General features: G+C 70.8%; 21 protein-coding genes. 7 read left to right on the top strand and 14 right to left on the bottom strand.

Features of this window, described 5'->3' with window-relative positions:
• Positions 1-74: 74 nt before the first annotated feature.
• The 4 genes from ACQXVK_RS11800 to ACQXVK_RS11785 form a co-directional block, all read right to left on the bottom strand.
• Positions 75-1439, bottom strand: coding sequence for a cystathionine beta-synthase (locus ACQXVK_RS11800; protein ID WP_402268411.1), 1365 nt, complete (start codon positions 1437-1439; stop codon positions 75-77).
• A 10-nt stretch (positions 1440-1449) separates the two neighbouring features.
• On the bottom strand, positions 1450-2883 hold the full coding sequence (locus tag ACQXVK_RS11795) for a mechanosensitive ion channel domain-containing protein (RefSeq protein ID WP_430853659.1): 1434 nt from the start codon (positions 2881-2883) through the stop codon (positions 1450-1452).
• Entirely contained in the window at positions 2880-5105 is a 2226-nt protein-coding gene (locus tag ACQXVK_RS11790; protein ID WP_430853658.1) for an adenylate/guanylate cyclase domain-containing protein, read from the bottom strand. Before ACQXVK_RS11790 ends, ACQXVK_RS11795 begins: the two co-directional genes overlap by 4 nt.
• Before the next feature lie 143 nt (positions 5106-5248).
• Positions 5249-7129, bottom strand: a complete 1881-nt coding sequence (locus ACQXVK_RS11785; RefSeq protein ID WP_430853778.1) for an ABC transporter ATP-binding protein — start codon at positions 7127-7129, stop codon at positions 5249-5251.
• 136 nt (positions 7130-7265) lie between these two features.
• Between ACQXVK_RS11785 and ACQXVK_RS11780 the strand changes: the two genes are divergently transcribed.
• Both ACQXVK_RS11780 and ACQXVK_RS11775 read left to right on the top strand, forming a co-directional pair.
• Positions 7266-8690 carry an amino acid permease gene (locus tag ACQXVK_RS11780; RefSeq protein ID WP_430853657.1) on the top strand — a complete coding sequence of 475 codons (1425 nt, stop codon included), beginning with the start codon at positions 7266-7268 and terminating at the stop codon, positions 8688-8690.
• 331 nt (positions 8691-9021) lie between these two features.
• The gene (locus ACQXVK_RS11775; protein ID WP_430853656.1) at positions 9022-9831 is read left to right on the top strand and encodes a hypothetical protein; all 810 of its coding nucleotides are present in this window, start codon (positions 9022-9024) and stop codon (positions 9829-9831) included.
• Between the two features lie 207 nt (positions 9832-10038).
• Here ACQXVK_RS11775 and rplL read toward each other — a convergent pair whose 3' ends face one another.
• The 4 genes from rplL to ACQXVK_RS11755 all read right to left on the bottom strand — a co-directional run bounded on the left by rplL (position 10039) and on the right by ACQXVK_RS11755 (position 13646).
• Positions 10039-10422, bottom strand: coding sequence for a 50S ribosomal protein L7/L12 (gene rplL, locus ACQXVK_RS11770; protein WP_022907351.1), 384 nt, complete (start codon positions 10420-10422; stop codon positions 10039-10041).
• A 51-nt stretch (positions 10423-10473) separates the two neighbouring features.
• Positions 10474-10989 carry a 50S ribosomal protein L10 gene (rplJ, locus tag ACQXVK_RS11765; RefSeq protein WP_022907352.1) on the bottom strand — a complete coding sequence of 172 codons (516 nt, stop codon included), beginning with the start codon at positions 10987-10989 and terminating at the stop codon, positions 10474-10476.
• Positions 10990-11398: 409 nt separating this feature from the next.
• Positions 11399-12895 (bottom strand): sensor histidine kinase, encoded by a 1497-nt coding sequence (locus tag ACQXVK_RS11760; protein WP_430853655.1) that lies wholly within the window; start codon positions 12893-12895, stop codon positions 11399-11401.
• A 10-nt stretch (positions 12896-12905) separates the two neighbouring features.
• Positions 12906-13646, bottom strand: coding sequence for a response regulator transcription factor (locus ACQXVK_RS11755; RefSeq protein WP_031262639.1), 741 nt, complete (start codon positions 13644-13646; stop codon positions 12906-12908).
• Positions 13647-13751: 105 nt separating this feature from the next.
• Here ACQXVK_RS11755 and ACQXVK_RS11750 point away from each other — a divergent pair, with 105 nt between their 5' ends.
• From ACQXVK_RS11750 to ACQXVK_RS11730, 5 genes are all read left to right on the top strand, one after another.
• Complete coding sequence (locus ACQXVK_RS11750; protein WP_430853654.1) at positions 13752-14846, top strand: acyl-CoA dehydrogenase; 1095 nt, start codon at positions 13752-13754, stop codon at positions 14844-14846.
• The gene (locus tag ACQXVK_RS11745; RefSeq protein ID WP_430853653.1) at positions 14840-16201 is read left to right on the top strand and encodes a PIG-L family deacetylase; all 1362 of its coding nucleotides are present in this window, start codon (positions 14840-14842) and stop codon (positions 16199-16201) included. Before ACQXVK_RS11750 ends, ACQXVK_RS11745 begins: the two co-directional genes overlap by 7 nt.
• On the top strand, positions 16198-16926 hold the full coding sequence (locus ACQXVK_RS11740) for a glycosyltransferase (RefSeq protein WP_430853652.1): 729 nt from the start codon (positions 16198-16200) through the stop codon (positions 16924-16926). Before ACQXVK_RS11745 ends, ACQXVK_RS11740 begins: the two co-directional genes overlap by 4 nt.
• Before the next feature lie 87 nt (positions 16927-17013).
• Positions 17014-18555: an ABC transporter permease gene (locus ACQXVK_RS11735; RefSeq protein ID WP_430853651.1), complete on the top strand. Its 1542-nt coding sequence runs from the start codon at positions 17014-17016 to the stop codon at positions 18553-18555.
• Positions 18556-18695: 140 nt separating this feature from the next.
• Entirely contained in the window at positions 18696-19370 is a 675-nt protein-coding gene (locus ACQXVK_RS11730) for an ABC transporter ATP-binding protein (RefSeq protein WP_416395747.1), read from the top strand.
• 104 nt (positions 19371-19474) lie between these two features.
• Here ACQXVK_RS11730 and ACQXVK_RS11725 read toward each other — a convergent pair whose 3' ends face one another.
• The 6 genes from ACQXVK_RS11725 to ACQXVK_RS11700 all read right to left on the bottom strand — a co-directional run bounded on the left by ACQXVK_RS11725 (position 19475) and on the right by ACQXVK_RS11700 (position 25989).
• Entirely contained in the window at positions 19475-20410 is a 936-nt protein-coding gene (locus tag ACQXVK_RS11725; RefSeq protein ID WP_430853650.1) for a TolB family protein, read from the bottom strand.
• Between the two features lie 206 nt (positions 20411-20616).
• Positions 20617-21456, bottom strand: a complete 840-nt coding sequence (locus tag ACQXVK_RS11720; protein ID WP_022906466.1) for a carbohydrate ABC transporter permease — start codon at positions 21454-21456, stop codon at positions 20617-20619.
• Positions 21449-22444, bottom strand: coding sequence for a carbohydrate ABC transporter permease (locus tag ACQXVK_RS11715; RefSeq protein WP_022906465.1), 996 nt, complete (start codon positions 22442-22444; stop codon positions 21449-21451). Before ACQXVK_RS11715 ends, ACQXVK_RS11720 begins: the two co-directional genes overlap by 8 nt.
• Before the next feature lie 213 nt (positions 22445-22657).
• Positions 22658-23959 carry an extracellular solute-binding protein gene (locus ACQXVK_RS11710; protein WP_022906464.1) on the bottom strand — a complete coding sequence of 434 codons (1302 nt, stop codon included), beginning with the start codon at positions 23957-23959 and terminating at the stop codon, positions 22658-22660.
• Between the two features lie 135 nt (positions 23960-24094).
• The gene (locus ACQXVK_RS11705; protein ID WP_430853649.1) at positions 24095-25246 is read right to left on the bottom strand and encodes a Gfo/Idh/MocA family protein; all 1152 of its coding nucleotides are present in this window, start codon (positions 25244-25246) and stop codon (positions 24095-24097) included.
• Complete coding sequence (locus tag ACQXVK_RS11700; protein ID WP_430853648.1) at positions 25243-25989, bottom strand: sugar phosphate isomerase/epimerase family protein; 747 nt, start codon at positions 25987-25989, stop codon at positions 25243-25245. Before ACQXVK_RS11700 ends, ACQXVK_RS11705 begins: the two co-directional genes overlap by 4 nt.
• Positions 25990-26063 lie beyond the last annotated feature (74 nt).

The raw sequence follows: 26063 nt of genomic DNA, 5'->3' as shown, positions 1-26063 counted from the left end.
GGTCTCCAGGTCGGATCGGACGCGGCGCGCCGGGCGCGCTGGGTGCACGCGTCACGTCGCGCGCACCGTCGGGGTCACTCGGACAGGTAGCTGAGCAGGTCGTGGCGCGTGAGGACGGTCACCGGCTTGCCGTCCTCGACGACGAGCAGGGCGTCGGCCGACCCGAACGCACGACGGGCCGACGAGACGGACTCGCCGACGCCGATCAGCGGGAGCGGCTCCCCCACGAAGTCGGTCAGGGCGTCCGACATCTTCGCGGCCCCGGTGAAGACGTGCTCGAGCAGCGCCTTCTCCTCGACCGCGCCGACGACCTCGCCGATGACGACGGGCGGCTCGGCGGTGAGCACGGGCATCTGCGAGACGCCGTACGTGGACATGATGTCGACGACGTCCCGCACGGTGTCCGCCGGGTGCGCGTGCACCAGGTCCGGCAGACGACCGTCCTTGCCCGCGATGAGCGACCCGACTGTGCGCTCGTCGTCGGTCTCGGCGAAGCCGTACGAGCGCATCCACCGGTCGTTGAAGATCTTGCCGAGGTAGCCGCGGCCGCCGTCCGGCAGGAGCACGACGACCACGTCGTCCTCGGTGAGGTCGCGTGCCGCGCGGAGCGCCGCGACGACCGCCATGCCGCTCGAGCCACCGACGAGCAGGCCCTCCTCGCGCGCGAGCCGGCGGGTCATCGCGAACGACTCGGCGTCCGACACGGCGATGATCTCGTCCGGGACGCCGGCGTCGTAGGCAGCCGGCCAGAAGTCCTCGCCGACGCCCTCGACGAGGTACGGGCGCCCCGTGCCGCCCGAGTACACGGAGCCCTCCGGGTCGGCGCCGACGATGCGGACGCCGCCGTCGGACGCCTCCTTGAGGAAGCGGCCGGTGCCCGAGATGGTGCCGCCGGTGCCGACACCCGCCACGAAGTGGGTGATGCGCCCCTCGGTGTCGCGCCAGATCTCCGGCCCGGTGGTCTCGTAGTGGCTGCGCGGTCCGTTCGGGTTCGCGTACTGGTTCGGCTTGTAGGCGCCGGGGATCTCGCGGACCAGCCGGTCGGACACCGAGTAGTAGGACTCCGGGTGCTCCGGCGGGACGGCGGTCGGCGTCACCACGATCTCGGCACCGTAGGCGGTCAGCACGTTCCGCTTGTCCTCGCCGACCTTGTCGGGCAGGACGAAGACACAGCGGTACCCGCGCTGCTGGGCGACGAGCGCGAGGCCCACCCCGGTGTTGCCCGACGTGGGTTCCACGATGGTGCCGCCGGGCTGCAGCTCGCCAGAAGCCTCGGCCGCGTCGAGGATCCTCGTGGCGATGCGGTCCTTCGAGGAGCCGCCGGGGTTCAGGTACTCGACCTTCACGAGGACGGTCGCGCGCACCCCCTCGGTGACCCGGTTGAGCTTGACGAGCGGGGTGTCGCCGACCAGGTCGACCACGGAGTTCGCGTAACGCACGCGGCCGAGTCTAGGCGGCGGACACCGTCTTCTGCTGGGATGCGACGTGCGCGGACACGGCGGTCGAGACCTCCTGCCGACGCCGGTCGATGACCTCGCCCATGTCCTTCGCGAGCGCCGGTGTGCTGCGCACGATCTGGTCGAGCGCGGTGGCGGGCACGACCAGCACCGCGACCTCGGTGCGGGCCGTGGCGGAGGTGAGCAGCGCCTCCCGGGTCAGCGCCGTCTGCCCGAGGTAGTCGCCGGCCTCGACGCGGGACGTCGGCAACTCGGCGTCCTCGAACGGGACCCGCAGGTCCACGCTGCCGGACAGGACGAAGCGCACGGCGTCCGGCACCGATCCCGCCGTCACGATCGTCTCGCCGGCCGCGTACCGCTCCAGTCGGACGAGCGACGCGAGCGCCGCGCCGTCGTCGCCCGTCAGGTACAGCGTCGGAGCGATCGAGGCGAGGGCCGCGTCGCGGCGCTCGTCGGTGGTGAAGTCGTCCGTGGTGTCGCCGTCGAGACCGAGGCCCGCGCGACGGGCCGCGTACCAGAGCCACATCCGGAACTGGGCGAGCGCGTCGCCCTCCTGGGACGGGCCGCGTACCTCGAACGAGACGGTGTACGACGCGCCGCCGGACGGCACCGCCACCGGCTGCGTGCCGGGGTACCGCTGCGGCAGGCCCGACGCGACCCGCTGCAGCAACGCGACCACCGCTGCCGGCGGGTCGTCCGTCGTGAACGTGACCTCCGTCGAGACCGGGAACGTGCCTCCCGTGCGACTGAGGTTCGTGAACGACGCCCCCGCCAAAGAGGAGTTCGGCATGATGAGGATGCCCGCCCCGGTGTCGATGTGCACCGACCGCCAGTTCACCTCGACGACCCGCCCGCGCACGCCGCCGGCGTCCAGCCAGTCCCCCAACCGGAAGGGCTGCTCGAACAGCAGGAAGAGGCCGGCGATGACCGGACCCACCGCGGACTGCAGGGCGAGGCCGATGACGAGCGACCCGACGCCGAGCGCGGTGAAGATCCCACCGACGTCGGCGCCCCAGACGATCTTGAACACGAGCGCCAGGCCGAGCGCGATGAGCACGATGCGGGCGATGTCGACGAAGATCGACGGGATCTTCTCGCGCCAGGACCCCTTGCGGGCGTTCGTGAACAGGACGATGTTCAGGCCGTTCAGCACGAACACGATCACCAGGAACCCGAGCACCGTGCCGATGACCTGGTTCACGACGGGCTTGCCCGGGTCGACCGCGTCGGTGACCTGCACGGACAGGACGAGGATCGCGATGATCGGCACCACGGCGTTCCGGAGCAGACCGATCACCTTGTGCAGCGGGTTGCCGCGACGCTCGAGGTTCGACTGCAGCTCGGTCAGGACGAGCAGCAGCAGCGGCAACCCGACGATGACACTGATCGCCGGCCAGAACCACGGCTGCTCCCAGAACGCGGTCACGACGACGCCCCGGTGCCCTCGAGCTTCCAGACCCGCTGCGGTCCGGCCTTCGTCTGCACCTCGCCGGCGTCCTGTACGCCGCCGCGGTCGCCGAGCTTGTCGACCACCCGCTGCGTCGCGTAGACACCCGGCGCGGGAGCGATCCCCTGCACCCGGTACGCCAGGCTCACGGCGTCGCCCCACATGTCGTAGACGATGCTCGACCGGCCGACGAGACCGCTCGTGACCTGCCCCGTGTCGATGCCGGCGCGCAGGCCGATCCTCGACCCGTGCTGCGCGTTGAACCGTTCGAGCACGCCCTGCGCCTCGGCCGCCCAGTCGACGACCCGACGGACGTTGTCCACGCGCGGCACGCTCAGGCCGCAACTGGCGAGGTACCCGCTCCGCGTCGTGCGGACCCGTTCGACGCCGTGCCGGGTGGCGGCCTCGTCGAGGGAGCGCCAGACGTCGTTGACGAGCGAGAGCGACTCCTCGGCGGTGAGGCCCGCCGCGAACTCGTCGATGCCGATGATGTCCGCGTAGACCACGGCGACGTCCTGGTGGTCGGCCGCGATGGTCTCGTCGCCCTGCTTGTACCGCCGGGCGACCTCCTCCGGCATCAGGGTCAGGAGCAGGGTGTCGTTCTGCCGCCGCTGCTCGTCGAGCAGGTCCTGCTTCACCTGCAGGCTCCGGCTCATGTCGTTGAACGCGAGACCGAGGTCGCCGATCTCGTCACCCGCCTTCGTCTGCACCTCGACGCCGAGGTCGCCGGAGGACACCCGGTTCACGGCGGTCTGCAGCCGTCGGATCGGGCGGACGAACACCTGCGCCAGCAGCAGGGAGAGCAGGCTGACGAGGACGATGATGCCGACGAGCGCGAGGGCGATGTTCCGGGCGAAGTCGTTCACCGGAGCGAACGCCTCGGACGTGTCCATCTGCGCGACGACGACCCACCGCAGGCCGTCCACCTCGAGCGGGGCGTACGCGGCGAGCACCTCCTTGCCGCGGTAGTCGTTCGCGATCACGGTGCCGGACTTCCCCTGCAGCGCCCGCGTCACCGGTGTGGTGTTCACCTCCTGCAGCAGCACCGACCCCTTGACCTGCACCTGCCGCGCCGCGGTCGACGGGGCCGTCCCCGCGGCAACGACGTCCCGCTGGTACTCCTCCGGGTGCTGGAGCAGCTGCCGGGGGTACGAGCGCATCAGGTGGTCCGCACCGACGAGGTACGACTCCCCGGTGTCACCGAGACCGTCGGCCTTCCACTGCTCGTTGCCCGTCATGACCTGGGTGATGAGGTCGACCGGCACCTGCACGGCCATCACGCCGATGATCCTGCCGTCCTCGCCCACCGGCGACATCACCCACAGTGTCGGGACGTTGAGGCTCGGCACGTACCGCGCGAAGTCCGTCACCACGAAGTCGTCCGAACTCGTCAGCTGCAGGGCTTGCTGGTACCCGGCCGCGAGGTTCGAGTCACGGTACGGACCGCGTTCGAGGTCCGTGCCGAGGTCCGCTCCGGAGTACGCCGAGTACACCACGTCGCCGTCCGTGTTCATGAGCAGCAGGTCCTCGTACCCGGCGGACTCGACCGCCTGCTTGAAGTACGGCTGGTACCCGGCGTGCGCGGCCGACCAGGCGCTGCCGTCACCGGCGTCGTCCTGTTCGATGGCCTTGTCGTAGTCGGTGAACGGTGCGGTGTAGCGCGCCTGGAGGTACGCCTGCGGATCCTCGGTCGGCGCGAACTGGTCGGGGTTCGCGGTGCCGCCGTTGCGCTCGTCGAGCTGCGGGACGAAGGAGTCCCGGTACCAGCCCTCGACCTTCGTGTGGTCCGCGTCGGACACCGGCCGCGACTGCAGCTCGTCCCACCCGGACTCGAAGGCCTTCGTCGCACCGATCACGCTCGCGTTCCGGGTCTGCGCGACGACCGTCTGGGTGAACTGCCCGAACGAGCGCTTCAGCTCGGTGATCCTCGCCTCGCGCAGCGACGTGACCTGGTTGAGCGCGGCCGCCTCGAGCGAACTCCGCCCGTTCAGGTAGCCGACGACGCCCACGACCAGGGCGGCCACGATGCTCACCGCCAGGAGCATCACGAGCAGCTTCGACTGGATGTCCAGGGAGCCGCTCGTCAGGAAGGCACGGAACTTGCCGGTCCTGCGGGGCGCGTCCTCGACGACGCGTGGTCCGTCGGGTTCGATCGGGCCCGTCGGCGGGATGGGGTCGGAGGTCGGTGGGACTGCGGTCACGTCGGACTCCGCTCAGGGACGAGGTGCGCTGGCAGGTGGTCCTTTCCACAGCTACCACGCGAGCATCGTTCATGTCAGCCGCGTCGTCCGGAAACTGTCGATGCCGTCGTCCGCGAGGTCAGCTGCCGACCGTGTTCGCGAGGTCAGCTGCCGACCGTGTCCGCGGGGGCGTTCTGCTGGTGGTGCAGCATCGCGTAGGTGCCGTCCCGCTCCAGGAGTTCCTCGTGCGTGCCCCGCTCGACGATCTGTCCGTGGTCGAGCACGAAGATGACGTCGGCGTCGCGGATGGTCGAGAGCCGGTGCGCGATCGAGACCGTCGTGCGACCGGCGGCGGCGTTGTCGAGCGCGGCCTGGACCACCCGCTCGGAGATCGAGTCGAGCGCACTCGTCGCCTCGTCGAGGACCAGCACCGGCGGGTCCTTCAGCAGCACCCGCGCGATGGCGATCCGCTGCTTCTCGCCGCCGGACAGCCGGTAGCCCCGCTCCCCGACGATGGTCTCGTACCCGTCCGGGAACGAGGCGATCGTCTCGTGGATGTTCGCCGCCCGGGCCGCCCGCTCGATCTCGTCGTCGGTCGCGTCCGGCTTCGCGTAGCGGAGGTTGTCGCCGATCGAGGCGTGGAAGAGGTAGGTCTCCTGGCTGACGATCCCGACGTGCCGCATGAGGTCCTCGTGCTCGAGGTCGCGGACGTCCTGCCCGGCGAACCGGACGGACCCCGCGGTCGCCTCGTACAGGCGCGGGACGAGGTACGACACGGTCGTCTTGCCGGCACCGGACGGCCCGACGAACGCCGCGAACTGGCCGGGTTGCAGCTCGAACGAGACCCCGCGGAGCGTCGGCTTGTCCGTTTCGCCGTCGGGGTACGTGAAGGTCACGTCGTCGAACGCGACGTGACCGACCCGGGACTCGTCGACCCGCTTCGCCGTCGGCGAGTCGGTGATCGCCGGTGTGAGGTCGAGGTACTCGAAGATGCGCGCGAACAGCGCACCGCTGGTCTGGAGGTCGAGGACCACGCGGAGGAGCCCGACCGTCGGGAAGAGCAACCGCGACTGCACGGTCGTGAAGGCCACGATCGTGCCGGCCGTGATCGGGACGTCGCCGACGATGAGGTACGCGGCGACCACGTAGATGATCGCGGGGATGATCGACAGGAAGATCGACACGATCGCGAAGAACCACTGGCCGGACATCTGCTGGCGGACCTGCAGACGGATCTGGTTGCGGTTCTCGTCGCCGTAGCGCTTCGTCTCGGCACGCTGCTGGTTGAAGCTCTTCGCGAGCAGGATGCCCGAGACGCTCAGCGCCTCCTGCGTGATCGCGGTCATGTCCGACAGCGACTCCTGCGTCTGCGCGGCGATCTTGGCGCGGACCTGGCCGACGCGGCGCTGCGCGATGACGAGCAGCGGCAGCAGGACCACCGCGACGAGGGTCATCTGCCAACTCAGCAGCAGCATCGCCACGATCGCGGCGATGACGGTCACGGTGTTCCCGAGCACGGACGAGATCGTGTTGTTCAGCACGCTCGCGACGCCACCGACGTCGTTCTGCAGGCGCGACTGGATCACACCGGTCTTCGTGCGGGTGAAGAACGCGAGCTCCATCCGCTGGAGGTGCCCGAACAGTCGCATGCGCATCGAGCCCATGACCTTGTTGCCGACCGTCGCGGTCAGGTAGGTCTGCCAGACCCCGAGTCCGGCGCTCGCGATCCACAGGGCCACCATGGCACCGACGAGGACGTACAGCACGGGCAGGTCCGGCCCGCCGCCGCCCTTCGGGAACAGCCCCTCGTCGAACGCCCGTTGGGTGAGCAGCGGCGGGATCACCGAGATCGCGGCGCCGACGAGCACCAGCACGACGGTCAGGACGATCGCGTTCCGGTGCGGCACGAACAGCCCGGCGATGCGCTGCAGCAGGTGCGGGATCTTCGGCGCCTCGGCGTTGGCGGCCTTCTGCGCGTCGAAGTCGCCGCTCGAGATCCGCCCGCCGCCGCGCGGTCCGCCGCCACCGCGCATGCCGCCGTGCATGCTCACGGTGCGTCGCCTCGGTCCATGCTGCAAACCTAGCCCCGGGGTCGGACATCGTGTCCTCGTCGCTCATTTGACCCCGTTCAGGGTGCATGCGACCATTTCCCGTCCCCTTCCCCGCACCACTCGAGGTCCCATGACGTCCGCGCCCACCCGCCCCACGTCCCTCCGCGCACAGCTCGCACGTCGGAAGCCGATCGAGCAGCTGCAGGCCGAGGCCTCGACGGGGATGGACGGCGAGCCGCTCCGCCGGTCGCTCGGGGTCTGGCACCTCACGATGATCAGCGTCGGTGCGACGCTCGGGACGGGCATCCTGGTCGTCCTCGGGACCGCGGTGCCGCTCGCCGGCCCCGCCGTGTGGATCTCGTTCGTGGTCGCCGGTGTCGCCGCGCTGCTCTCGGCGCTGTCCTACGCCGAGATGGCCGGGGCCGTGCCGACGTCGGGGTCGAGCTACTCGTACACCTACGCGACGATGGGCGAGGGCATCGCCTGGATCTGCGGGTGGTGCCTCGTGCTCGAGTACGCGGTGTCGGTCGCCGCCGTCGCGGTCGGTGCGAGCGAGTACGTCGACGAGACCCTGCGGGTGTTCGGGCTGCACCTGCCCGCGGCGCTGTCGGCGCCTCCGGGCGAGGGCGGCGTGATCAACCTGCCGGCGGCCGTCCTGGTGCTGCTCGCCACGGCGGTCCTGCTGCCGGGAGCCCGCGAGAGCGCCTGGGTGAACACGGTCATGGTCATCGTGAAGATCGCGCTGCTCGTGTTCTTCGTCGTCGTGGCGTTCTCGGCGTTCCGGTCGCAGAACTTCGAGCCCCTCGCGCCGATGGGTGCGGCCGGGGTCACCGCCGCCGCGTCCCGGCTGTTCTTCTCGTACATCGGGTTCGACGCCGCCTCGACCGCCGGGGAAGAGGCGAAGAACCCCCGCCGCGACCTCCCCCGCGCCATCATCGGGTCGATCGCCCTCATCACGGCGCTCTACATCCTCGTGGCGATCGCGGCCATCGGCGCCCGCTCGTGGACGTCGTTCTCGTCGACCGAGGCGTCGCTCGTCCGCATCGTCGTCGACGTCACCGGGCAGCCGTGGGTCGCGCTCGTGTTCTCGATCGGTGCCGTCGTCGCGATCGCGAGCGTCGTGCTCACCGTCCTCTACGGGCAGACCCGCATCCTGCTGACGATGGCCCGCGACGGACTCGTGCCGAAGGTGTTCGGCCGGGTGTCGCACCGCACCGGCACCCCCGTCTGGAACACGCTCATCATCGGGCTCGTCGTGACGGTGGTCGCCGCGCTGGTCCCGCTCGGCGAGCTCGCCGACGCCACGAGCATCGGCACGCTCGTGGCGTTCGCCCTCGTGAACGTGTCGGTCATCGTGCTCCGTCGCACCCAGCCGTCGCTCGAGCGGTCGTACCGCGTCCCGCTGTTCCCCGTCGTGCCGATCCTCGGGGCGCTCTGCTGCGTGCTGCTCGCGGTGTTCCTCGGCGTCGGTACGTGGATCGCCTTCGGCATCTGGATGATCGCCGGTGCTGTGCTCTACCTGGCCTACGGCCGCCGCCACAGCACCCTGCGCTGACGCGGCGCGCGCCGCAGCGCCCGCGCTGCGCGCCCGCGCCCGCGCTGCGCGCCCGCAACTTCACGCGGTCACCGACATCTCACGCGCACCGGCGTCCGTGAGGTGTCGCTGAGCGCGTGACGTCATCCGTCCACAGGCATCGTCGGCGCGCCCGATCGTCCACAGATGGCGGCCCACCACGACCGCGTCGCCCGCGATGGGCGAACCTTCCCCCATGAACGCGCCAGCACAGCCGCCCGTCCTCCACCGAGCGATGGCCACGGATCCGTCACACGCGAGATCACTCCAGCGGGGCCACGCGTCGGGCGCGCTCGTGCGACTCCTCGCCGGGGTGTACATCGCAACGGCGGACTGGGAGCAACTCGACCCGGCCGGGCGACACCTCGCACGTGCCCGGGCGGTGGCACCGCGGCTTAGACCGGGATCGGTCTTCTCCCACATCAGTGCCGCCCTCATGCACGGCTGGCCGCTGGTCGGCGACGCACCCGATCGTGTGCACGTGATCGATCCCGCCACCCCGGCCATCCAGCACCGTGCCGGGCTCATCCGTCATCCGGGCCGCCGGCCACCCCGCGTGCACGACCGCACCTTCCAAGGCGTCCCGGTCACCAATCCGCTCGAGACGGCGCGAGCGGTCATCACGACGGAGCCGGTGCACGTCGCCGCGGTCGCCGTCGACGCAGGCGTCCGGGCAGGCACACTCGACATCGCCGACCTGCGGCACACCCTCCCGTCGCGTCCCGCCCGGGGTTCCGTGCGCGCCGAGACGGTGCTGGCAGCGCTTCACGGACGCCACGACTCGGTCGGTGAGTCGTTCACGGCCATCCGGTTCGTCCAACTCGGACTCCCGCCGTGCGAGCCGCAGGTCGAGTTCCGGTACGAAGACGGCTCCGTCGACCGCGTCGACTTCTGGTTCCCGTCGCTCGGAGTGGTCGTCGAGTTCGACGGTCGCCAGAAGTACGTCGATCCGACCATGCTCGACGGACGTCGTCCGTCTGACGCGCTCTGGGCAGAGAAGCGGCGCGAAGACCGGCTCCGGGCGCTCCCGGCTGTCCGGACCGTCATCCGGGTGACGTGGTGGCACCTCGTCGATCTCGACCGGCTCCGCGCGTTGTTCCGGGCACACGGTGTGCGACTCTGACGGCGGCGAGCTCACGCGCTCAGCGACACCTCACGGGCGTCGAGCGGCGTGAAGTGTCGCTCACCGCGAAACGTACCCGCACGCCCCGCACCCCGCGCGTCCGCCCAGCCGAGACTCGGCGAAGCCGCACCGGCCGCCGCCCGGCCCCGCACGCGACGAAGGCCGCCGCCCCGAGGGGCAGCGGCCTTCGTGACCGAACGGTCGAGACTACGCGAGCTCGATCGTGGCGCCGGCGGCCTCGAGGGCCTCCTTCGCCTTGTCGGCCGTCTCCTTGTTGACACCCTCGAGGATCTTGGCGTCGGCGGTCTCGACGAGCGCCTTGGCCTCACCGAGGCCGAGCGACGTCAGGCCACGGACCTCCTTGATGACCTGGATCTTCTTGTCACCAGCGGACTTGAGGACGACGTCGAACTCCGACTTCTCCTCAGCGGCCTCGGCCGGGGCGCCAGCGGCGGCCGGAGCGGCAGCGGCGACCGGGGCGGCCGCGGTGACCTCGAAGACCTCTTCGAACTTCTTCACGAAGTCCGAGAGCTCGATGAGCGTGAGCTCCTTGAAGGCCTCGATGAGCTCGTCCTGCGAAAGCTTCGCCATGATTTTCTCCTACTACTAGCTAGATCGTGTGGTTGTGGAACGCGTGCCGGATCAGGCCGCGGACTCCTGCTTCTCGCGCAGGGCGTCCACGGTGCGGACGGCCTGCGAGAGGGGTGCCTGGAACAGGTACGCAGCACCGAACAGCGAGGCCTTGAAGGCGCCGGCGAGCTTGCCGAGCAGGACTTCACGGGACTCGAGGTCGGCGAGCTTGTCCACCTCGGTCGCGGAGAGCGGGTTACCGTCGAAGTAACCACCCTTCACCACGAGCTGAGGGTTCGCCTTGGCGAATGCACGCAGCGACTTCGCGACGGCGACGGTGTCACCGTGGACGAAGGCGAGAGCGGACGGACCGGCGAGTTCGTCGTCGAACGACGAGATGCCGGCGTTGTTCGCCGCGATCTTGGTCAGCGTGTTCTTCACCACGGCGTACGTGGCGTGCTCACGGATCGAGTTGCGGAGCTCCTTGAGCTGCGCGACCGTGAGACCGCGGTACTCGGTGAGCAGAACGGCGTTCGAGCTACGGAAGGACTCCGTGAGCTCGGCGACCGCAGCTTCCTTGTTCGCCATGGTTCTCCTTGGGGTTCTTGCCGGCTAGCCCCAGGTCCGTGGCTGCGGCAAGCACAGCCCCACCACATGAAAAAAGCTCCGGCGCAGAGGCTCGGAGCTGCTCCCCCGCGAACGGAAGGAGTGGTTCGGAACACCTGCGCGGGCTGCCTCATGAGTGAGGACCTTCGGTCACGCTGCGAGCAGCACGACAACCGGCGGTCTTTGGCTTCGAGAACTGTAGCACGGCGAGACGCCCCCGACCAACCACCGCCCCAGGCGGAGGACCCGGCCGCCGCACCCGCCGGGGCCCCACCACCGCACCAGGCGGACAGCCCGGACCGCCCACCGGCACCGGGACCCGGCCCGGACCGGACCGGACCGCCCACCGGACAGGAGGCGCGGTGCGGGCCCGACCCGCGCCTCCCGTCCGTCAGCTGCTCGCCGGAGCCACCTCGGGTGTCGTCGACCAGTCCGCGCCAGCGGGCCGCTCGGCCGGCAGGTGCACGGTGAAGACGGTGTCCCCCGGCTCGCTCGTCACGTCCACGGACCCGCCGTGTGCCTGCACGACCGCGTCGACGATGGCGAGCCCGAGCCCGGTCGAGCCCGCGGTGCGGGAGCGCGAGCTGTCGGCACGCGCGAACCGTTCGAACAGCTTCGGCAGGAACTCCGGGTCGATGCCCTGCCCGGTGTCCCGCACGGTCAGGTCGACACCGGTGCCCGTGGTCGACGGCGCGATCCCGACCGTGATGCGGGTGCCGTCGGGGGTGTGGGTGCGGGCGTTCGTGACGAGGTTGACGATCACCTGGTGCAGGCGTGCCGCGTCACCGACGACCGTCACCGGGGTCGACGGGACGTCCACCTCGATCGGGTGGTCCGGCGACGCCGCGTGCGCGTCGTTCACCGCGTCGAGCACGAGCCCGGTCAGGTCGACGTCGTCGAACTGGATCTCGCGGCCCTCGTCGAGCCGGGCGAGGAGCAGCAGGTCCTCGACCATGCTCGTCATGCGGACGGACTCGGACTCGATGCGACCCATCGCGTAGACGACGTCCTTCGGCAGGTCGCCGCCCATCCGGCGGGTCAGCTCGGCGTACCCGCGCACCGAGGCGAGCGGGGTGCGCAGCTCGTGCGAGGCGTCGGCGACGAACTGCCGGACCTTCTGCTCCGAGCGTTCGCGGGCCTGCATGGCACCGGCGATGTGCCCGAGCATGCGGTTGAAGGCGCTGCCGACGCGTCCGACCTCGGTGCGTGGATCGGTGTCGGGGACGCGGACGTCCTGCAGTGCGTCGCTCCGCTCGAGCGGCATCCGGGCCACGGTCGACGCGGTCTCCGCCACCCGCTCGAGCGGCCGCAGGGACCGTCGGACGACGACCGCGGCGACGACGGACGCGGCGACCAGGGCGGCCACGACGACGATGATCACGACGACCAGCAGCGACCGGACGCTCTCGTACACCGGCGACATCGGGAGCCCGACGACGAGGACGGCGTTGCCGAGCACCGGGTTGTCGACCTGCACGGCGGCCACCCGGTAGCGCCCGAGGGTCCCGCCGAGGTCGATCGTCGCGGGGTCGACGCCGACCTTCACGGTGCCCAGGCGGTCGAGCTGCGTCGCGGAGAGCTGCAGCCGCGAGCTGTTGTCGGTGAGGACGATGCCGCCTGCACCGCCCCCGGAGAAGTAGTAGGCGGTGAGGGTCCCGGCGGCCTGGCCGAGCGGCTGCAGGGCGTCGTCGTTCGGGCGCTGCCCGTTCGGGTTCTGCTGCCCCTCGCCGAACTTGGTGCTCGCGCGGTCAGTCGCCTTCGAGAGCTGGCTGTCGATCGCACCCGTCTGGATGGACGCAAGCGCGATGATGCTGCCCGCGCCGATCACCGCGCTGACGGCCACGACGAGGGCGACGATGCTGAGGACCAGCCGTCGACGGAGCGTCACGCGGCCGACCTCACGCGGTGGGCTTGATGACGTACCCGACGCCGCGCACGGTGTGGATCATCGGGGTCTCGCCCGCGTCGATCTTCTTGCGCAGGTAGGAGATGTAGATCTCGACGACCGAGGACTTGCCGCCGAAGTCGTACGACCACACGCGGTCGAGGATCTGCGCCTTGGACAGCACGCGGCGGGGGTTGCGCATCAGGAACCGGAGGAGCTCGAACTCGGTGGCGGTCAGCTCGATCGGCCGACCGGCACGGGACACCTCGTACGACTCCTCGTCGAGCACCAGGTCGCCCACGACGATGCGCGAGTCGCCGGCCTCGGAGATCGAGATCTGCGAGCGGCGGATGAGTCCGCGGAGCCGTGCCACGACCTCCTCCAGGGAGAACGGCTTCGTGACGTAGTCGTCGCCGCCCGCGGTGAGACCGGTGACGCGGTCCTCGACGGAGTCCTTCGCGGTGAGGAACAGCACCGGGGTGTCGTCGTTGTTCTGCCGCAGCCGGCTGAGGACCTGCAGGCCGTCGAGGTCCGGCATCATCACGTCGAGCACCATCGCGTCCGGCTTCCACTCACGCGCCGTGCTCAGCGCGTCCTGGCCGCCGTTGGCGCTCTTGACGTCCCAGCCCTCGTAGCGGAGCGCCATGGACAACAGGTCGGTGAGGCTGGCCTCGTCGTCGACGACGAGGATGCGCAACGGGGTTCCGTCGGCACGCGTGAGGCGCGGGGCTGCTGCAGGCTGGGAGATGGTCACGTCTTCGAGTATCGAGAGTTTCCTATGAGCCGTCTGTGGAGCGGCCCTCGGCGCTCTGTGGATTCCCGAGCAGGCACTCGGCGGCCGCTCCGTACCGTGGCCGCCATGCTCCGATCCTCGGCCTGGCCGGCCTCCGCCCGTTCCGTCGACGCCGACGGGGTCGAGGACTCCGCACGGGTCGCGGCCGGGTCCTGGAGGCGCGGCTCGGCCCCGTCGGACCGGCTCGCGTCGGTGCGTGCGGTCGCCGCGACGGCGCCCCTGCTGTCCGCGGGCACGGCCGGCGGGTCCTTCGCAGCCCTCGCCGCGGTCGCGGCGGCCGACGTCGCCCTCGCCCGTGCCGTGGAGCCGCACCTCGACGCCCTCGCGATCCTGGCGCAGGCCGGTGCCACCGCGCCGGAGGGCTCGACGTGGGGCGTCTTCGCTGCCGAGGCGCCGGGGCTGCGGCTCACGGCGACCGCGGAGGGAGCCGGAGCGGGCGCCACCGGCCCGGTCGGCACCGGCTCGGGTGGCTCGGTCCTGCTCCACGGGACGAAGCCGTGGTGCTCGCTCGCGTCCGTCCTCTCGCACGCCCTCGTCACGGCGCACGTCGGCGAGGACCGGCAGCTGTTCGCCGTCGACCTCCGTCAGGACGGCGTCACGGTGCACGACGAGGCCTGGGTCGCCCGGGGCATGCCGGACGTGCCGAGTGGCCCGGTCGACTTCGCCGGGGTGCGTGCGACACCCGTCGGCGAGCCCGGGTGGTACACCGCACGCCCCGGGTTCGCGTGGGGCGGGATCGGCGTCGCCGCGTGCTGGTGGGGCGGTGCCGTCGGACTCGCCCGCCTCCTGCGCGACCGCGCCGCCGGGCACCGGGGGTCCGAACTCCTGCAGGTCGCCCTCGGTGCGACCGTCGCGGACCTCGCGGACGCCGAGGACGCCCTCGCCGGCGCCGCCGCCCGCATCGACGACCCCGGCCCCGACGCCACGACGGACCGCGAGTGGGTGCTGCTCGCCCAGGTGGTGCGCTCCCGCGTCCGCCGCTCCGTCGACGCCGTCCGGGAACGGGTCGTCCGCACCCTCGGCCCCGCTCCGCTGACCGCGGACGCGTCGGTCGCAGCACGGGTCGCCGACCTCGAGCTCTACGTCCTGCAGGACCACGGCGACCGGGACCTCGCCCGCATCGGCCGGATCGTGGTCGAGGACGGCGGTGTCGCGTGGTGACGTTCGACCACCGGGAACCGGGCACCGACCCCGAGGACTGGACGACGTTCCTGCGGTCGGTCGACCCGCTCCCCGTCCGGCTCGACGGCCTCGCCGCGATCGTGGTCGTCGCACCGCACCCCGACGACGAGACCCTCGGTGCCGGCGGGCTCATCGCCTCCGCGGCGGACGCCGGCATCCCCGTGCACGTGCTCCTCGCGACCCGGGGCGAGGGATCGCACCCGCACTCCTCGACGACCTCGCCCGAGCGACTGCGCACGGTGCGAGACGCCGAGTTCCGTGCGGCGGTGCGGCTGCTCGACCCCGCGGCGAGCGCCTCGGTCCTGGGCGTCCCCGACGGTGGACTGCGCGAGCACCCGGACGTGCTCCGGGCGGCGCTCACCGAGCGACTCGCAGCGGTCGACGGTCCCGTTCTGGTCGTCGCACCGTGGCGCGGGGACGGGCACCGGGACCACCGGATCGCCGGCGAGGTGGCGGCGGACATCGTCGCGGGAACACCCGGAGCACGCCTGCTCGAGTACCCGGTGTGGGCCTGGCACTGGGACGGCCCGGCCGCCCCCGCGGCGCCGTGGGACCGTGCCTGCGCGCTGGTGCTCCCGCCGGCCGTGCTCGACCGGAAGCGTGCGGCGCTCGACGCGTACCCGTCGCAGACTCGTCCGCTGTCGCCGGCACCGGGCGACGAGGCCGTCGTCGACGCCCGGCACGCCGCGCACCACCTCCGGTCGACCGAGTGGTTCTTCGCCGTGTCCGACACTCCGTCCTCGCGCTCCCGCGCCTCGTTCGACGCCCACTACGACCGGAAGCCCGAGGGCTGGGACTTCGACGGCTCCTGGTACGAGCGGCGGAAGCGTGCCGTGACCCTGGCGGCGCTCCCCCGCGAGCGGTACCGGTCGGCGCTCGAGCTCGGGTGTGCGACGGGGGTCCTCACCGCGGCGCTGACCGAACGTGCCGACGACGTCCTCGGGACGGACATCGCGGCTGCGCCCCTCGCCCGCGCACGGCTGCGCGCCCCGGCGGCCCGGTTCGTCCAGGCTGCGCTGCCCTCGGAGTGGCCGGACGGCCGGTGGGACCTCGTCGTGGTCTCCGAGGTCGGCTACTACCTGTCGCCGGCGGACCTCGACGCGACGATCGACCGGGTCCTCGGGTCGCTCGACGACGACGGGGTCCTCGTCGCCTGCCACTGGCGACACCCGGACGACGACGCGGTCACCTCGGGCGACGCCGTCGACGCCCGCATCGCCGAGCGGTGGCCGCGTCCGGCGCTCGTCCGGCACGTCGAGGAGGACTTCGTGCTGAGCGTCCTCCCCGGACCCGCGGTGCGCTCCGTCGCCGCGGTCGAGGGCCTGACACCGTGACGCTGCCCGGACGCATCGACGTCGTCGTCCCCGCCCACGACGAGGAGGACGGGGTCGCCGGGTGCGTCCTGGCCCTCGCCGACGCGATCCGGGTCCTCGGGCGGGTGCACCCCGGGGTGGGCGTCGCCGTCACGGTGGTGCTCGACGGCTGTTCGGACACCACGGCTGCGGTCCTCCGGTCCACCGTCGCCGCGGACCCGCTCTGGCAGGTGGTGCCCCTGGACGTCGTGGAGACCGCGCACGTCGGCGTCGGTCGTGCCCGGGCGGTCGGGACCGGCAGCGCCCTCGCGAGCGGTCCGCCGCCGGCCGAACGGTGGACCGCGCACACGGACGCGGACTCCCGGGTCGACCCGGGGTGGCTCGTGCAGCAGGTCGATGCCCACGACGACGGCGCGCACGTCCTGGTGGGGGCGGTCGTCCCGGACCCGGTCGACCTCGACCCCGTGGTGCTCGCGCGGTGGGTGCACGCGCACCCGCCGGGGTCGACGCTCGGCCACGTGCACGGCGCCAACCTCGGGGTCCGCGGCGACGTCTGCCTGACGCTGGGCGGCTTCGACCCGGTGCCCGAGCACGAGGACGTCCGGCTGGTCGGACGGGCGCGTGCCCTCGGCTTCGACGTCCGGGCGACGACGGCGCTCCCCGTGGTGACGAGCGGCCGGTTCGACGGCCGGACGCCCGGCGGCTACGCCGAGCACCTGCGCCGCACCTACGGCGACGCCGGCTGAGGCTTCATCGGAAGTTCTTCGGATCCGGCAGCGCCGCTCATCGACTGCCTTCCTACGGTCTCCTCGACCCCAACACCGAGGAGAACCATGTTCCTGACCTACCTCAGGCGCGAACTCACGAACCGCAAGAAGCAGACCGTCATCATCGCGATCGGCATGGCGCTCGCCATCGCCCTCGTGGTCATCGTTTCCTCGATCGCGGGCGGCGTGAAGGCCGCGCAGGCGAGCGTGCTGCAGTCGGTCTACGGCGTCGGCACGGACATCACCGTGACGAAGACCGAGACCCCGACCGGCTCCGCCACAGGCCGCCCGAGCTTCGACTTCGGCAGCCAGGGCAGCTCCGGCAGCAGCAGCGGATCGACCGACCTCTCGCAGTCCCGCCTCGCCGTGTCCCGCGGGTCGAGCACGCTGAGCGCCACCGACTTCGAGACCGTCACGAGCACGAGCGGGGTGAAGGCCGCGACCGGTGTCCTGACCCTCGAGAACAGCACGTTCTCCGGCCAGGTGCAGCAGCAGTCGGACAGCAGCTCGAGCAGCAGCAGCTCGAGCGACAGCAGCAGCGGCACCGGGGCCCAGCAGGGGCCGCCGAGCGGCGGCGAGAGCGGCGGCTTCGGCGGCGGCTCGTTCAGCGTCGACTCGTTCACCGTCACCGGCATCCCGGTCTCGGGCGACACGGTCGGGCCGCTCACGAGCACGGAGCTCACGACGGGCCGCACGTTCACGGCGAAGGACGCCGGCAAGGACGTCGTCGTGCTCGACGCCACCTACGCGAAGAGCGAGTCGAAGGCCGTCGGCGACACCGTCTCCATCGGCGGGAAGGACTTCACGGTCATCGGCACCGTGTCGTCCACCGGCTCGTCGTCGACCACCGGTTCGAACACGTACATCCCGCTGGACACCGCGCAGGCACTGGCCGACCTGGACGGCAAGGTCACCTCGATCTACGTCTCGGCGACGTCGTCCGCCGACGTCGGCACGATCAAGACCGCCCTGCAGAAGCAGCTCACCAGCGCCACGGTGTCGACCGAGTCCGACCTCGCGTCGAGCGTCTCGGGGTCGCTGAGCACCGCGTCGAGCCTCGTCTCGAACCTCGGCACCTGGCTCTCGATCGTCGTCCTCGCGGCGGCGTTCCTCATCGCGATCCTCTTCACGATCTCCGGCGTCACCCGCCGCACCCGGGAGTTCGGCACCCTCAAGGCGATCGGGTGGTCGAACGGCCGCATCACGCGACAGGTCGCGGGCGAGTCGCTCGTGCAAGGCGTCATCGGCGGCGTGATCGGTGCGGCGGTGGGCCTCATCGGCATCCTCGTGGTGAACGTCATCTCGCCGACGATCTCGGCGAGCGCCTCCTCCGGGACCACCCGCGGCGGCATGGGCGGTGGGATGCCCGGCGGTGCGGCGACCGCGGCGGCCGGCAGCGGCACGACCGGCGGTGCCCCGGCCGGTGGGTTCGGCGGCGGCGCGAGCACGGCCTCGACGACCGACGTCGTCCTGCACGCCCCGGTCACGGTCGAGGTCATCCTGCTCGCGATCGGCCTCGCCGTCCTCGGCGGCCTCATCGCCGGCGCACTCGGCGGTTGGCGCGCGAGCCGGCTCCGTCCCGCCGAGGCGCTGCGGAGCGTGGCCTGATGCCCGGACCGACCACCGGCACGACCCCCGTCGTCGCCGGCCCCGACATCACCGCATCGACACCGGAACCGACAGGAGCACCCGTGACCAGCATCGACACCGCGCCCTCCGCGGCGGAGGCGAGCCGCGCCTCCCGGCCCATCTACGCCCTGAAGAACGTGAGCAAGACGTACAAGCAGAAGAACCGGACCGTCACGGCGTTGACGAACGTCGACCTGACCATCCCGCAGGGGCAGCTCGTGGCGGTCCAGGGCCCGACGGGCGGCGGCAAGTCGACGCTGCTGCAGATGCTCGGCGCGCTCGATCGGCCGAGTGCCGGGAGTGTGCTGCTCGGCGACCAGGACGTCGCGAAGCTCGGGGACGGGGCGCTGACGAACCTGCGCGCCACCGAGATCGGCTTCGTCTTCCAGAGCTTCAACCTCATCCCGACGTTGACCGCGCTGGAGAACGTCGAGACCGCGTTCGCCGGGTCCCTCGCGAACCGATCACGGGTGGAGATCCGCGAGCGGGCGACGGCGGCGCTCCGGGAGGTCGGGCTCGGCGAACGACTGGACCACCTGCCGGCGGAGCTCTCGGGCGGTCAGCAGCAGCGCGTGGCGATCGCGCGGGCGCTGGTCAAGAACCCGAGCGTGCTGCTGGCGGACGAGCCGACCGGTGCGCTCGACGAGGCGACCCGTGACGAGATCATGGGGCTCATCGAGAAGCAGTGGCGGGAGCGCGGGCTCACGGTCGTCATCGTCACGCACGACTCGTGGGTGGCGAAGCGGGCCGAGCGCCGGCTGCACATCAAGCAGGGCCAGGTGCGCGAGGTCTAGCCCGGCCGGCGGCGCAGCCGGTGTTTCGCGCTGAGCGACAGTTCACGGACCACCGAGCGCGTGAACTGTCGCTCAGCGCGTGAGGTCGCGGCGGCGTCGCGGCCCTACGGCGTCACCGGGTAGTCGCAGTACGCGAACCAGCTCGAGTCCTGCGACCACGGCGGCACGTTCACGGTGCCCTGCCCGCCGTCGAGCGTGACGAGGGTCTCCGGCTGGACGGCGATCCGGGCACCGCGCACGAGCGAACCCGGCAGGAGCCGGAGCTCCACCCGGTGGTCGGCCGGGTGCCCCTGCACGCCGGGCTCGTACGACAGGTAGAGCAGGTGCGCCCCGTCCGGCGAGACGTGCGGGAACCAGTTCACCCGATCGTCGTTCGTGATCCGGACCGGGTCGGTCGCCCCCGGCCAGAGCGCGACGAGCTGCGCGGTGCCCGGCGTGAACCGCTCCGAGTTCCACACGAGCACATCCCCCGCGAACGAGACGCCGTCGTCGGGGTGCTCGTCGCGGGTCAGGAACGTCGGGTCCCCGGTGGCGGGGTCGACGAGGGCGACGTCGGTGGTCCAGACGCCGGCCTCGGTGCGCTCCCCGACGATCGCCGCGAGGGTCTCCCCGTCCGGAGAGATGCCGTGCAGGTAGAACTTCCGGACGACCGGCAGGGCGGTGGTGACGTCGGTGAGGGTCGCCGCCGCTCCCCCGGCCGGCACCGGCACCCGGTACAGGTCTCCGTCGCGAGCACTCACCACGACGGACGGGCCCGAGGGGTCGAGCACGTGGTCGTTGTTGATCTCGGGGACGCCGGGCACCGGGACGCGCACGAGTGCGGTCTCGTCGACGACGGCGTCACCGGCGGCAGGGAGCCGCAGCAGCCAGAGGTCGCCGCCGCCGTTCAGCACGAGGGTGCCGTCGTGCAGCACGTTCGGCGCCTCGACGAGCAGGGTGCTCGACTCGAACACGATCCGGCTCGTCCGGCTCGCTACGTCGTACACGTGCACTCGGCTGGTCTGTCCCGGCAGCAGTTGCCGCCCGCGTGGCTCGCTCATGGTCCCATCCTGTCCCGGTTCCGGCCGCCGAGTCTCGCCCCGGCGGACACCGTCGTGGCTCCGGCGGCGCGAAACTGTCCGCACCGCCGAGTCTCGGCACACGCACGCCGCGTGCGCACCGCACGCACGCGCGCACCGGCGCACGCACGGACGGGAGGCGCGGTGCGGGTCCGACCCGCACCGCGCCTCCCGTCAGGCGGTCCTGCCTACTTCACCGCACCGGCCGTCAGACCGGCGACGAACTGGCGCTGCACGATGAGGAACGCGATCACGACCGGGATCGACACGACGAGCGACGCCGCCATGATCTGGTTCCAGTACACGTTCGTCTGCGTCGAGTACTGCTGCAGACCGACCGCGAGCGTCTGCCCGTTGCCGTTCGTCATCACCGAGGCGAAGAGCACCTCGCCCCACGCCGTCATGAACGAGTAGATCCCGACCGCGACGAGGCCCGGACGGGCGGACGGCAGGATCACCCGGAACAGGGCGCCCATCGGTCCGGAGCCGTCCACCATCGCGGCCTCGTCGAGCTCCCGCGGGATGGTCTCGAAGTAGCCCGCGAGCATCCAGATCGAGAACGGCAGCGTGAACGTCAGGTAGGTGATGATCAGGCCGAGCCACGACCCGACGAGCTGGATGCCGAGCGCGTTCCCGAGGTTCGTGAAGATGAGGAACAGCGGGAGCAGGAACAGCACGCCGGGGAACATCTGGGTGGAGAGCACCGCGGTGGTGAAGGTGCTCTTGCCCTTGAAGTTCCAGCGCGAGACACCGTAGGCGGCGAAGGTCGCGATGATCAGCGAGAACACCGTCGCGACGGTGCAGACCACCAGGGAGTTGATGAAGTACTGCCCGAGCGGGACCGTCGACCACATGTCGATGAACGGCTGCAGGGTGATGTGCGTCGGGATCCACGTGAAGTCGTTCTGCACGTCACCGAGCGGCTTGATGGCCGTGGTGATCATCACGTAGAGCGGGACGACCGTGAACAGGGTCAGGACGACCAGGGTCACGACCTTGAAGGACTTGGCGCCGACTGTCTCACGCACGGACGGACCTCCGGTTGGTCACGGCGAGGTAGATGCCCGTGACGATGAGCAGGAAGATGAGGAGCAGGACGCTCATCGCGGCACCGGAGCCGAAGTTCCAGGTGATGAACGACGCGTTGTAGATGTGGAAGCTCAGCAGGTCCGCGGCCGGGGGCTGGGCGGTCGAGCCGAACAGGACGAACGGCGTGTTGAAGTCGTTGAACGTCCAGAGGAACATCACGAGCACGAGCGTCACGTTGACCGGACGCACCATCGGCAGGGTGATCGAGCGCCACTGGCGGAAGGGCTTCGCGCCGTCGACCGAAGCCGCCTCGTACACGTCGTTCGGCACGGACTGCAGGCCCGCCATGAGCATCAGGAACGCGAACGGCCAGGTCTTCCAGATCGCCACGACGACGACCGAGACGAAGGCGTTCGAGCCGATCAGCCAGAACGGTCCCTGGCCGCCGAACAGGTGCAGCTGGTCGACCAGGATGTGGTTGATCGCACCGGAGTCACGCTGGAACATGAACTTCCAGGTGATGATGCCGGCGTACATCGGCAGCGCGTAGGGCACGAGGAAGAGCGTGCGGAAGAGCCCGCGGCCCCGGAACGGCTTCTGCAGCGCGACCGCGGCGGCCATGCCGAAGCTCCACGAGAGCCCGACCACGAGCACCGTGAAGGCGCAGGTGATGAGGAACGAGTTGAGGACGCCCTGTCCGATCGCCTGGTTGAAGTCGACGACGACCGAGTAGTTGCGCAGCCCGGCGAACGGAGCGGCGCCCCAGTTCGCGATGAAGTACTTGGTGAGCTGGATGAACGAGATCCAGATGCCGGTGAGCATCGGCACGATGTGGATCAGCAGCTCGAAGAGGATGGCCGGGGCGACGAGCGCGTAGGGCAGCCAGTGGGTCTTGCGCTTCCGACCTGGCGGACGGCCCGACGTCGTCGGGGCCTTCGTGTGGGTCAGGTCGATGCGCTCGGAGTCAGGCAGGACCGAGGTGGACATGAGCGGGGGCCTTTCGGCAGGAAGGGGATCGGGTGCTTCGCGCGGACCGTGGCAGCGGTCGGGAGGCGCGGCATGCGTGAGCCGATCGGCTCACGCCCGGCGCGTGGCCGGGTGCGGAACCGCAGGTCGTCCACCCGAGTGGTCGGGCCGTGGACCTGAGGGGTGGAGGCCCGGGCGCGTCCTGTCGGACGCGACCCGGGCCTCCTGGCTCGATCAGCCGTTCGCCTGGGACACCTGGTCCTGGGCGGTCTTGAGCGCGGTCTTGATGTCGCTGTCGGACACCGAACCGCCGGTGGCGATCTTGGCGAACATGTCGTTCATCGCCTTGCCGACCGTCGACTCGAACTGGTCCTCGGCGGGGACCAGCGGGAGCGGCTTCGCCTTGTTGTTGTAGATGTCGAGGAACGTCTTCGTCTGCTCGTCGGTGACCGAGTCAGCAGCGGAGGCGAGCACCGGCAGGGCCGAGTACGGCTTGTCGAGCGTGGCCTGGGTGTCCTCGCTCGTCATGTACTTGACGAACTTCAGGGCGCCGTCCTTGTTCTTCGTGTTCTTGAAGATGGACAGGTTGATGCCAGCCGGGAAGGACGCGATGTCCTTGCCGCCCTGCGGCGCCGGGAAGGGCACCACGCCGAAGTCGTCGGCGGACATGCCGTTCGACGTGATCGTCGAGTTGGCGTTGTTCTGCGTCAGCATCATCGCGGCCTTCTTGTTCGCGAAGTCCGAGACCGCCTGGGTGCCGTTGTCGTACTGGGCGTTCGAGGTGTTGACGACCTTGTCGCTCTGCATCAGGTCGAGGTACCGGCGGATGCCGTCGACGTTCGCCTTCTGGGTGAAGGTCGGGTTGCCCTTCGAGTCGAACCACTCGCCACCGTTCTGCGCCGAGTTGATGAACGCGAAGTGCGCGTTCTCGGTGTACGAGCCACCGGCGATGGTGAAGCCGTACTTGCCGTCGGTGGTGAGCTTCTTCGCGTCCGAGACGAGGTCCTCCCACGTCGTCGGCGCCTCGATCCCGGCGTCCTTGAACATCTGCTTGTTGTAGTACAGACCGTAGGCGAGGCCGTAGAGCGGGACGCTCGTGACGGTCTTGCCCGGTGCGCCACCGGTCGAGAGCGCGACCTTGCCGAACTTGTCGGCGCCGCCGATCGCCTTCATCTCCGAGTCACCGAACTCCTGGAAGGCGCCGGTGGCCTGGAGCGAGGTCGCCCAGGTGTTGCCGATGTTGACGACGTCCGGGCCCTGACCCGAGGTGACGGCGGTCTGGATCTTGTTCTGCAGGTCGTTCCAGCCGATGACCTGGAGGTTGACCTTGATCCCGGTCTCCTTCGTGAACTTCTTGAGGACGGGGGTCAGCACCTCCTTGTCGTTCTGGAGCGACGTGCCCTGGTTGGACGCCCAGTAGGTGAGCGTCTTGGAGTCGCCGGACGAACCGGACGATCCGGAGGAGCAGGCTGCGAGGCCGGTCACGGTGAGTGCCGCGGCCGCGGTGATGGCCAGTGCGCGGATGGCAGTGCGCATGACTCTCTACTTTCTCGTCGTTGAGATGGTGCAGGTGGTGGTGCTGGTCGTGCTGTCGGGTGCTGCTGTGTGCAGCGGTGTCGGTCCCGGTCGGCGGACGTCCGTCGTCGGACGGCCACCGACCGGGCCTGGCGGTCAGGCCAGGGTCGACGCCGCGGGGTCCCAGCCCTCGGGGAGGGTCGGGGAGGGTGCGACGGTGCTCTCCACGAGCACCGCCTCACCACGTTCGGCCGCCTCGGCGATGGAGACCATCACGTCGAGGACGTGGAAGGCGAGGGCACCGGGGACCCGGTTCTCCTCACCGGCGCGGAGCGAGCGGGCCAGGTCGACCACGCCGGTACCGCGCGAGTAGGTGGACCCCACGGCGGGGATCGTCTCGGGCTCGTCGGCGCCGTACGCGTAGAGCTCGGTGTCGCCGTCGAAGTTGTTCGGGTCCGGGAACACGACCGTGCCGGTCTCGCCCGCGATCTCGACGAAGCCGGTGCGACCACGGTCGGACTCGAACGAGAAGACGCTCTGCGCGCTCCCGCCGTTCTCGAACTCGATGAGGGCCGAGTGGTTCGTCGGGACCTCGACCGGGAACTCGGTGCCGGCCTTCGGGCCGGAACCGATCGTCCGGGTCGCGCGGGACTTCGACGCGGTGGCCGTGACCTTCTTCACCGGGCCGAACGCCTGCACGAGGGTCGTGATGTAGTAGGGGCCGATGTCGAAGAGCGGACCGGCGCCGTACGCGAACAGGAACTCGGGGCTCGGGTGCCACGACTCGGGGCCGGGGCTCTGGAACAGCGTCAGACCGTTGAGCGGCGTGCCGATGCGGCCGTCGCGGATGGTCCGGAGCGCGGTCTGCAGGCCGGCACCGAGGAACGTGTCCGGTGCGACGCTGACGGTCTTGCCGGCGGCGCGGGCGGCGTCCCGGAGCTCGGCGGCGCTCGCGCGGTCGAGGGCGTAGGGCTTCTCGCCCCAGACGTGCTTGCCGGCGGCGAGGGCCTTGAGGGCGACCTCGACGTGGGCGGCCGGGATCGTCAGGTTGACGACGATCTCGATGTCGTCGTTCGCCAGGAGCTCCTCGACGGTGCCGGACCCGGCGACGCCCCACTTCTCCGCCTGCGCCGCTGCACGGGGCAGGTCGATGTCGGCGATGGCGTGCACCGTGACGTCGGGGAAGACGGTGAGGTTCGAGAGGTACTGGTCCGAGATGACCCCGGCGCCGATGACGCCGACGCCGACCGGACCGGTGCGGGTGGGCCGGGTCGCGCCGGTCTCGGTCGTGGTGGTGGTGTCGGTCATGCGCGGGCCCCCTCGAGGAACGTGTAGGAGTCGGTGACGGCCTGGAAGACGTCGCCCTCGTGGTCGTCGAGCTCGACGACGTGGAGCGCGTCCGGCGCCGCGGCGATGATCTCGCGGATCGGCATGATGCCGTTGCCCACGGCGACCTGCTTCTTGTCGTCGTGCGAGCCGTCGCCGTCCTTGACGTGCAGGAACTGGACCTTCTCGCCGTACTTGCGGATGATCGCGACCGGGTCGTCCCCGCCGACCTGCACCCAGTAGGTGTCGAGCTCGAGCACGACGTCGTCGGACAGCGCGTCGGCGAAGACCTCGTAGGCGGAGACGCCGTCGATGCGGTTCGAGAACTCGAACGCGTGGTTGTGGTAGCCGAGGGCGAGACCGTGGTCCGCGGCACGGGGCGCGAGGGCGCTCAGCTCGCGGGCGATGGCCTCGACGTCCTCGCGGGTGGTCCAGCGGGCCTCGTCGATGTGCGGGTCGATCAGGGTCGTGAGACCGACGGTGACGCTCGCGTGGAAGATCTGCTCGAGGTCCTGCTCGCCGGCGTCCAGCAGCCGCGCGTGGCCGCTCGGGCTCTGCAGTCCCGCCGCGGCGAGGGCGTCGCGGAGCGCTTCGGCACGGTCGACGAAGCCGAACGCCTCGACGTTCGTGAAGCCGATGTCGGCGATGCGCTGCAGCGTGCCGGGCAGATCGGCAGCGAGGGCGTCACGGACTGTGTAGAGCTGGACCGAGAGCGGTTGGGTCACCAGGGGTTCTCCTCGTCGAGATGGTGTGGTCGTCGTCGACCGAGCGTCACACTATGACCACTTTTGTCGGCGGT

The organism is Curtobacterium sp. AB451, from assembly GCF_050585845.1.
In the GTDB taxonomy this organism is placed as follows: domain Bacteria; phylum Actinomycetota; class Actinomycetes; order Actinomycetales; family Microbacteriaceae; genus Curtobacterium.
Note: the sequence above shows the minus strand (reverse complement) of the source record. Positions and strands in the feature narration are given on the sequence as shown.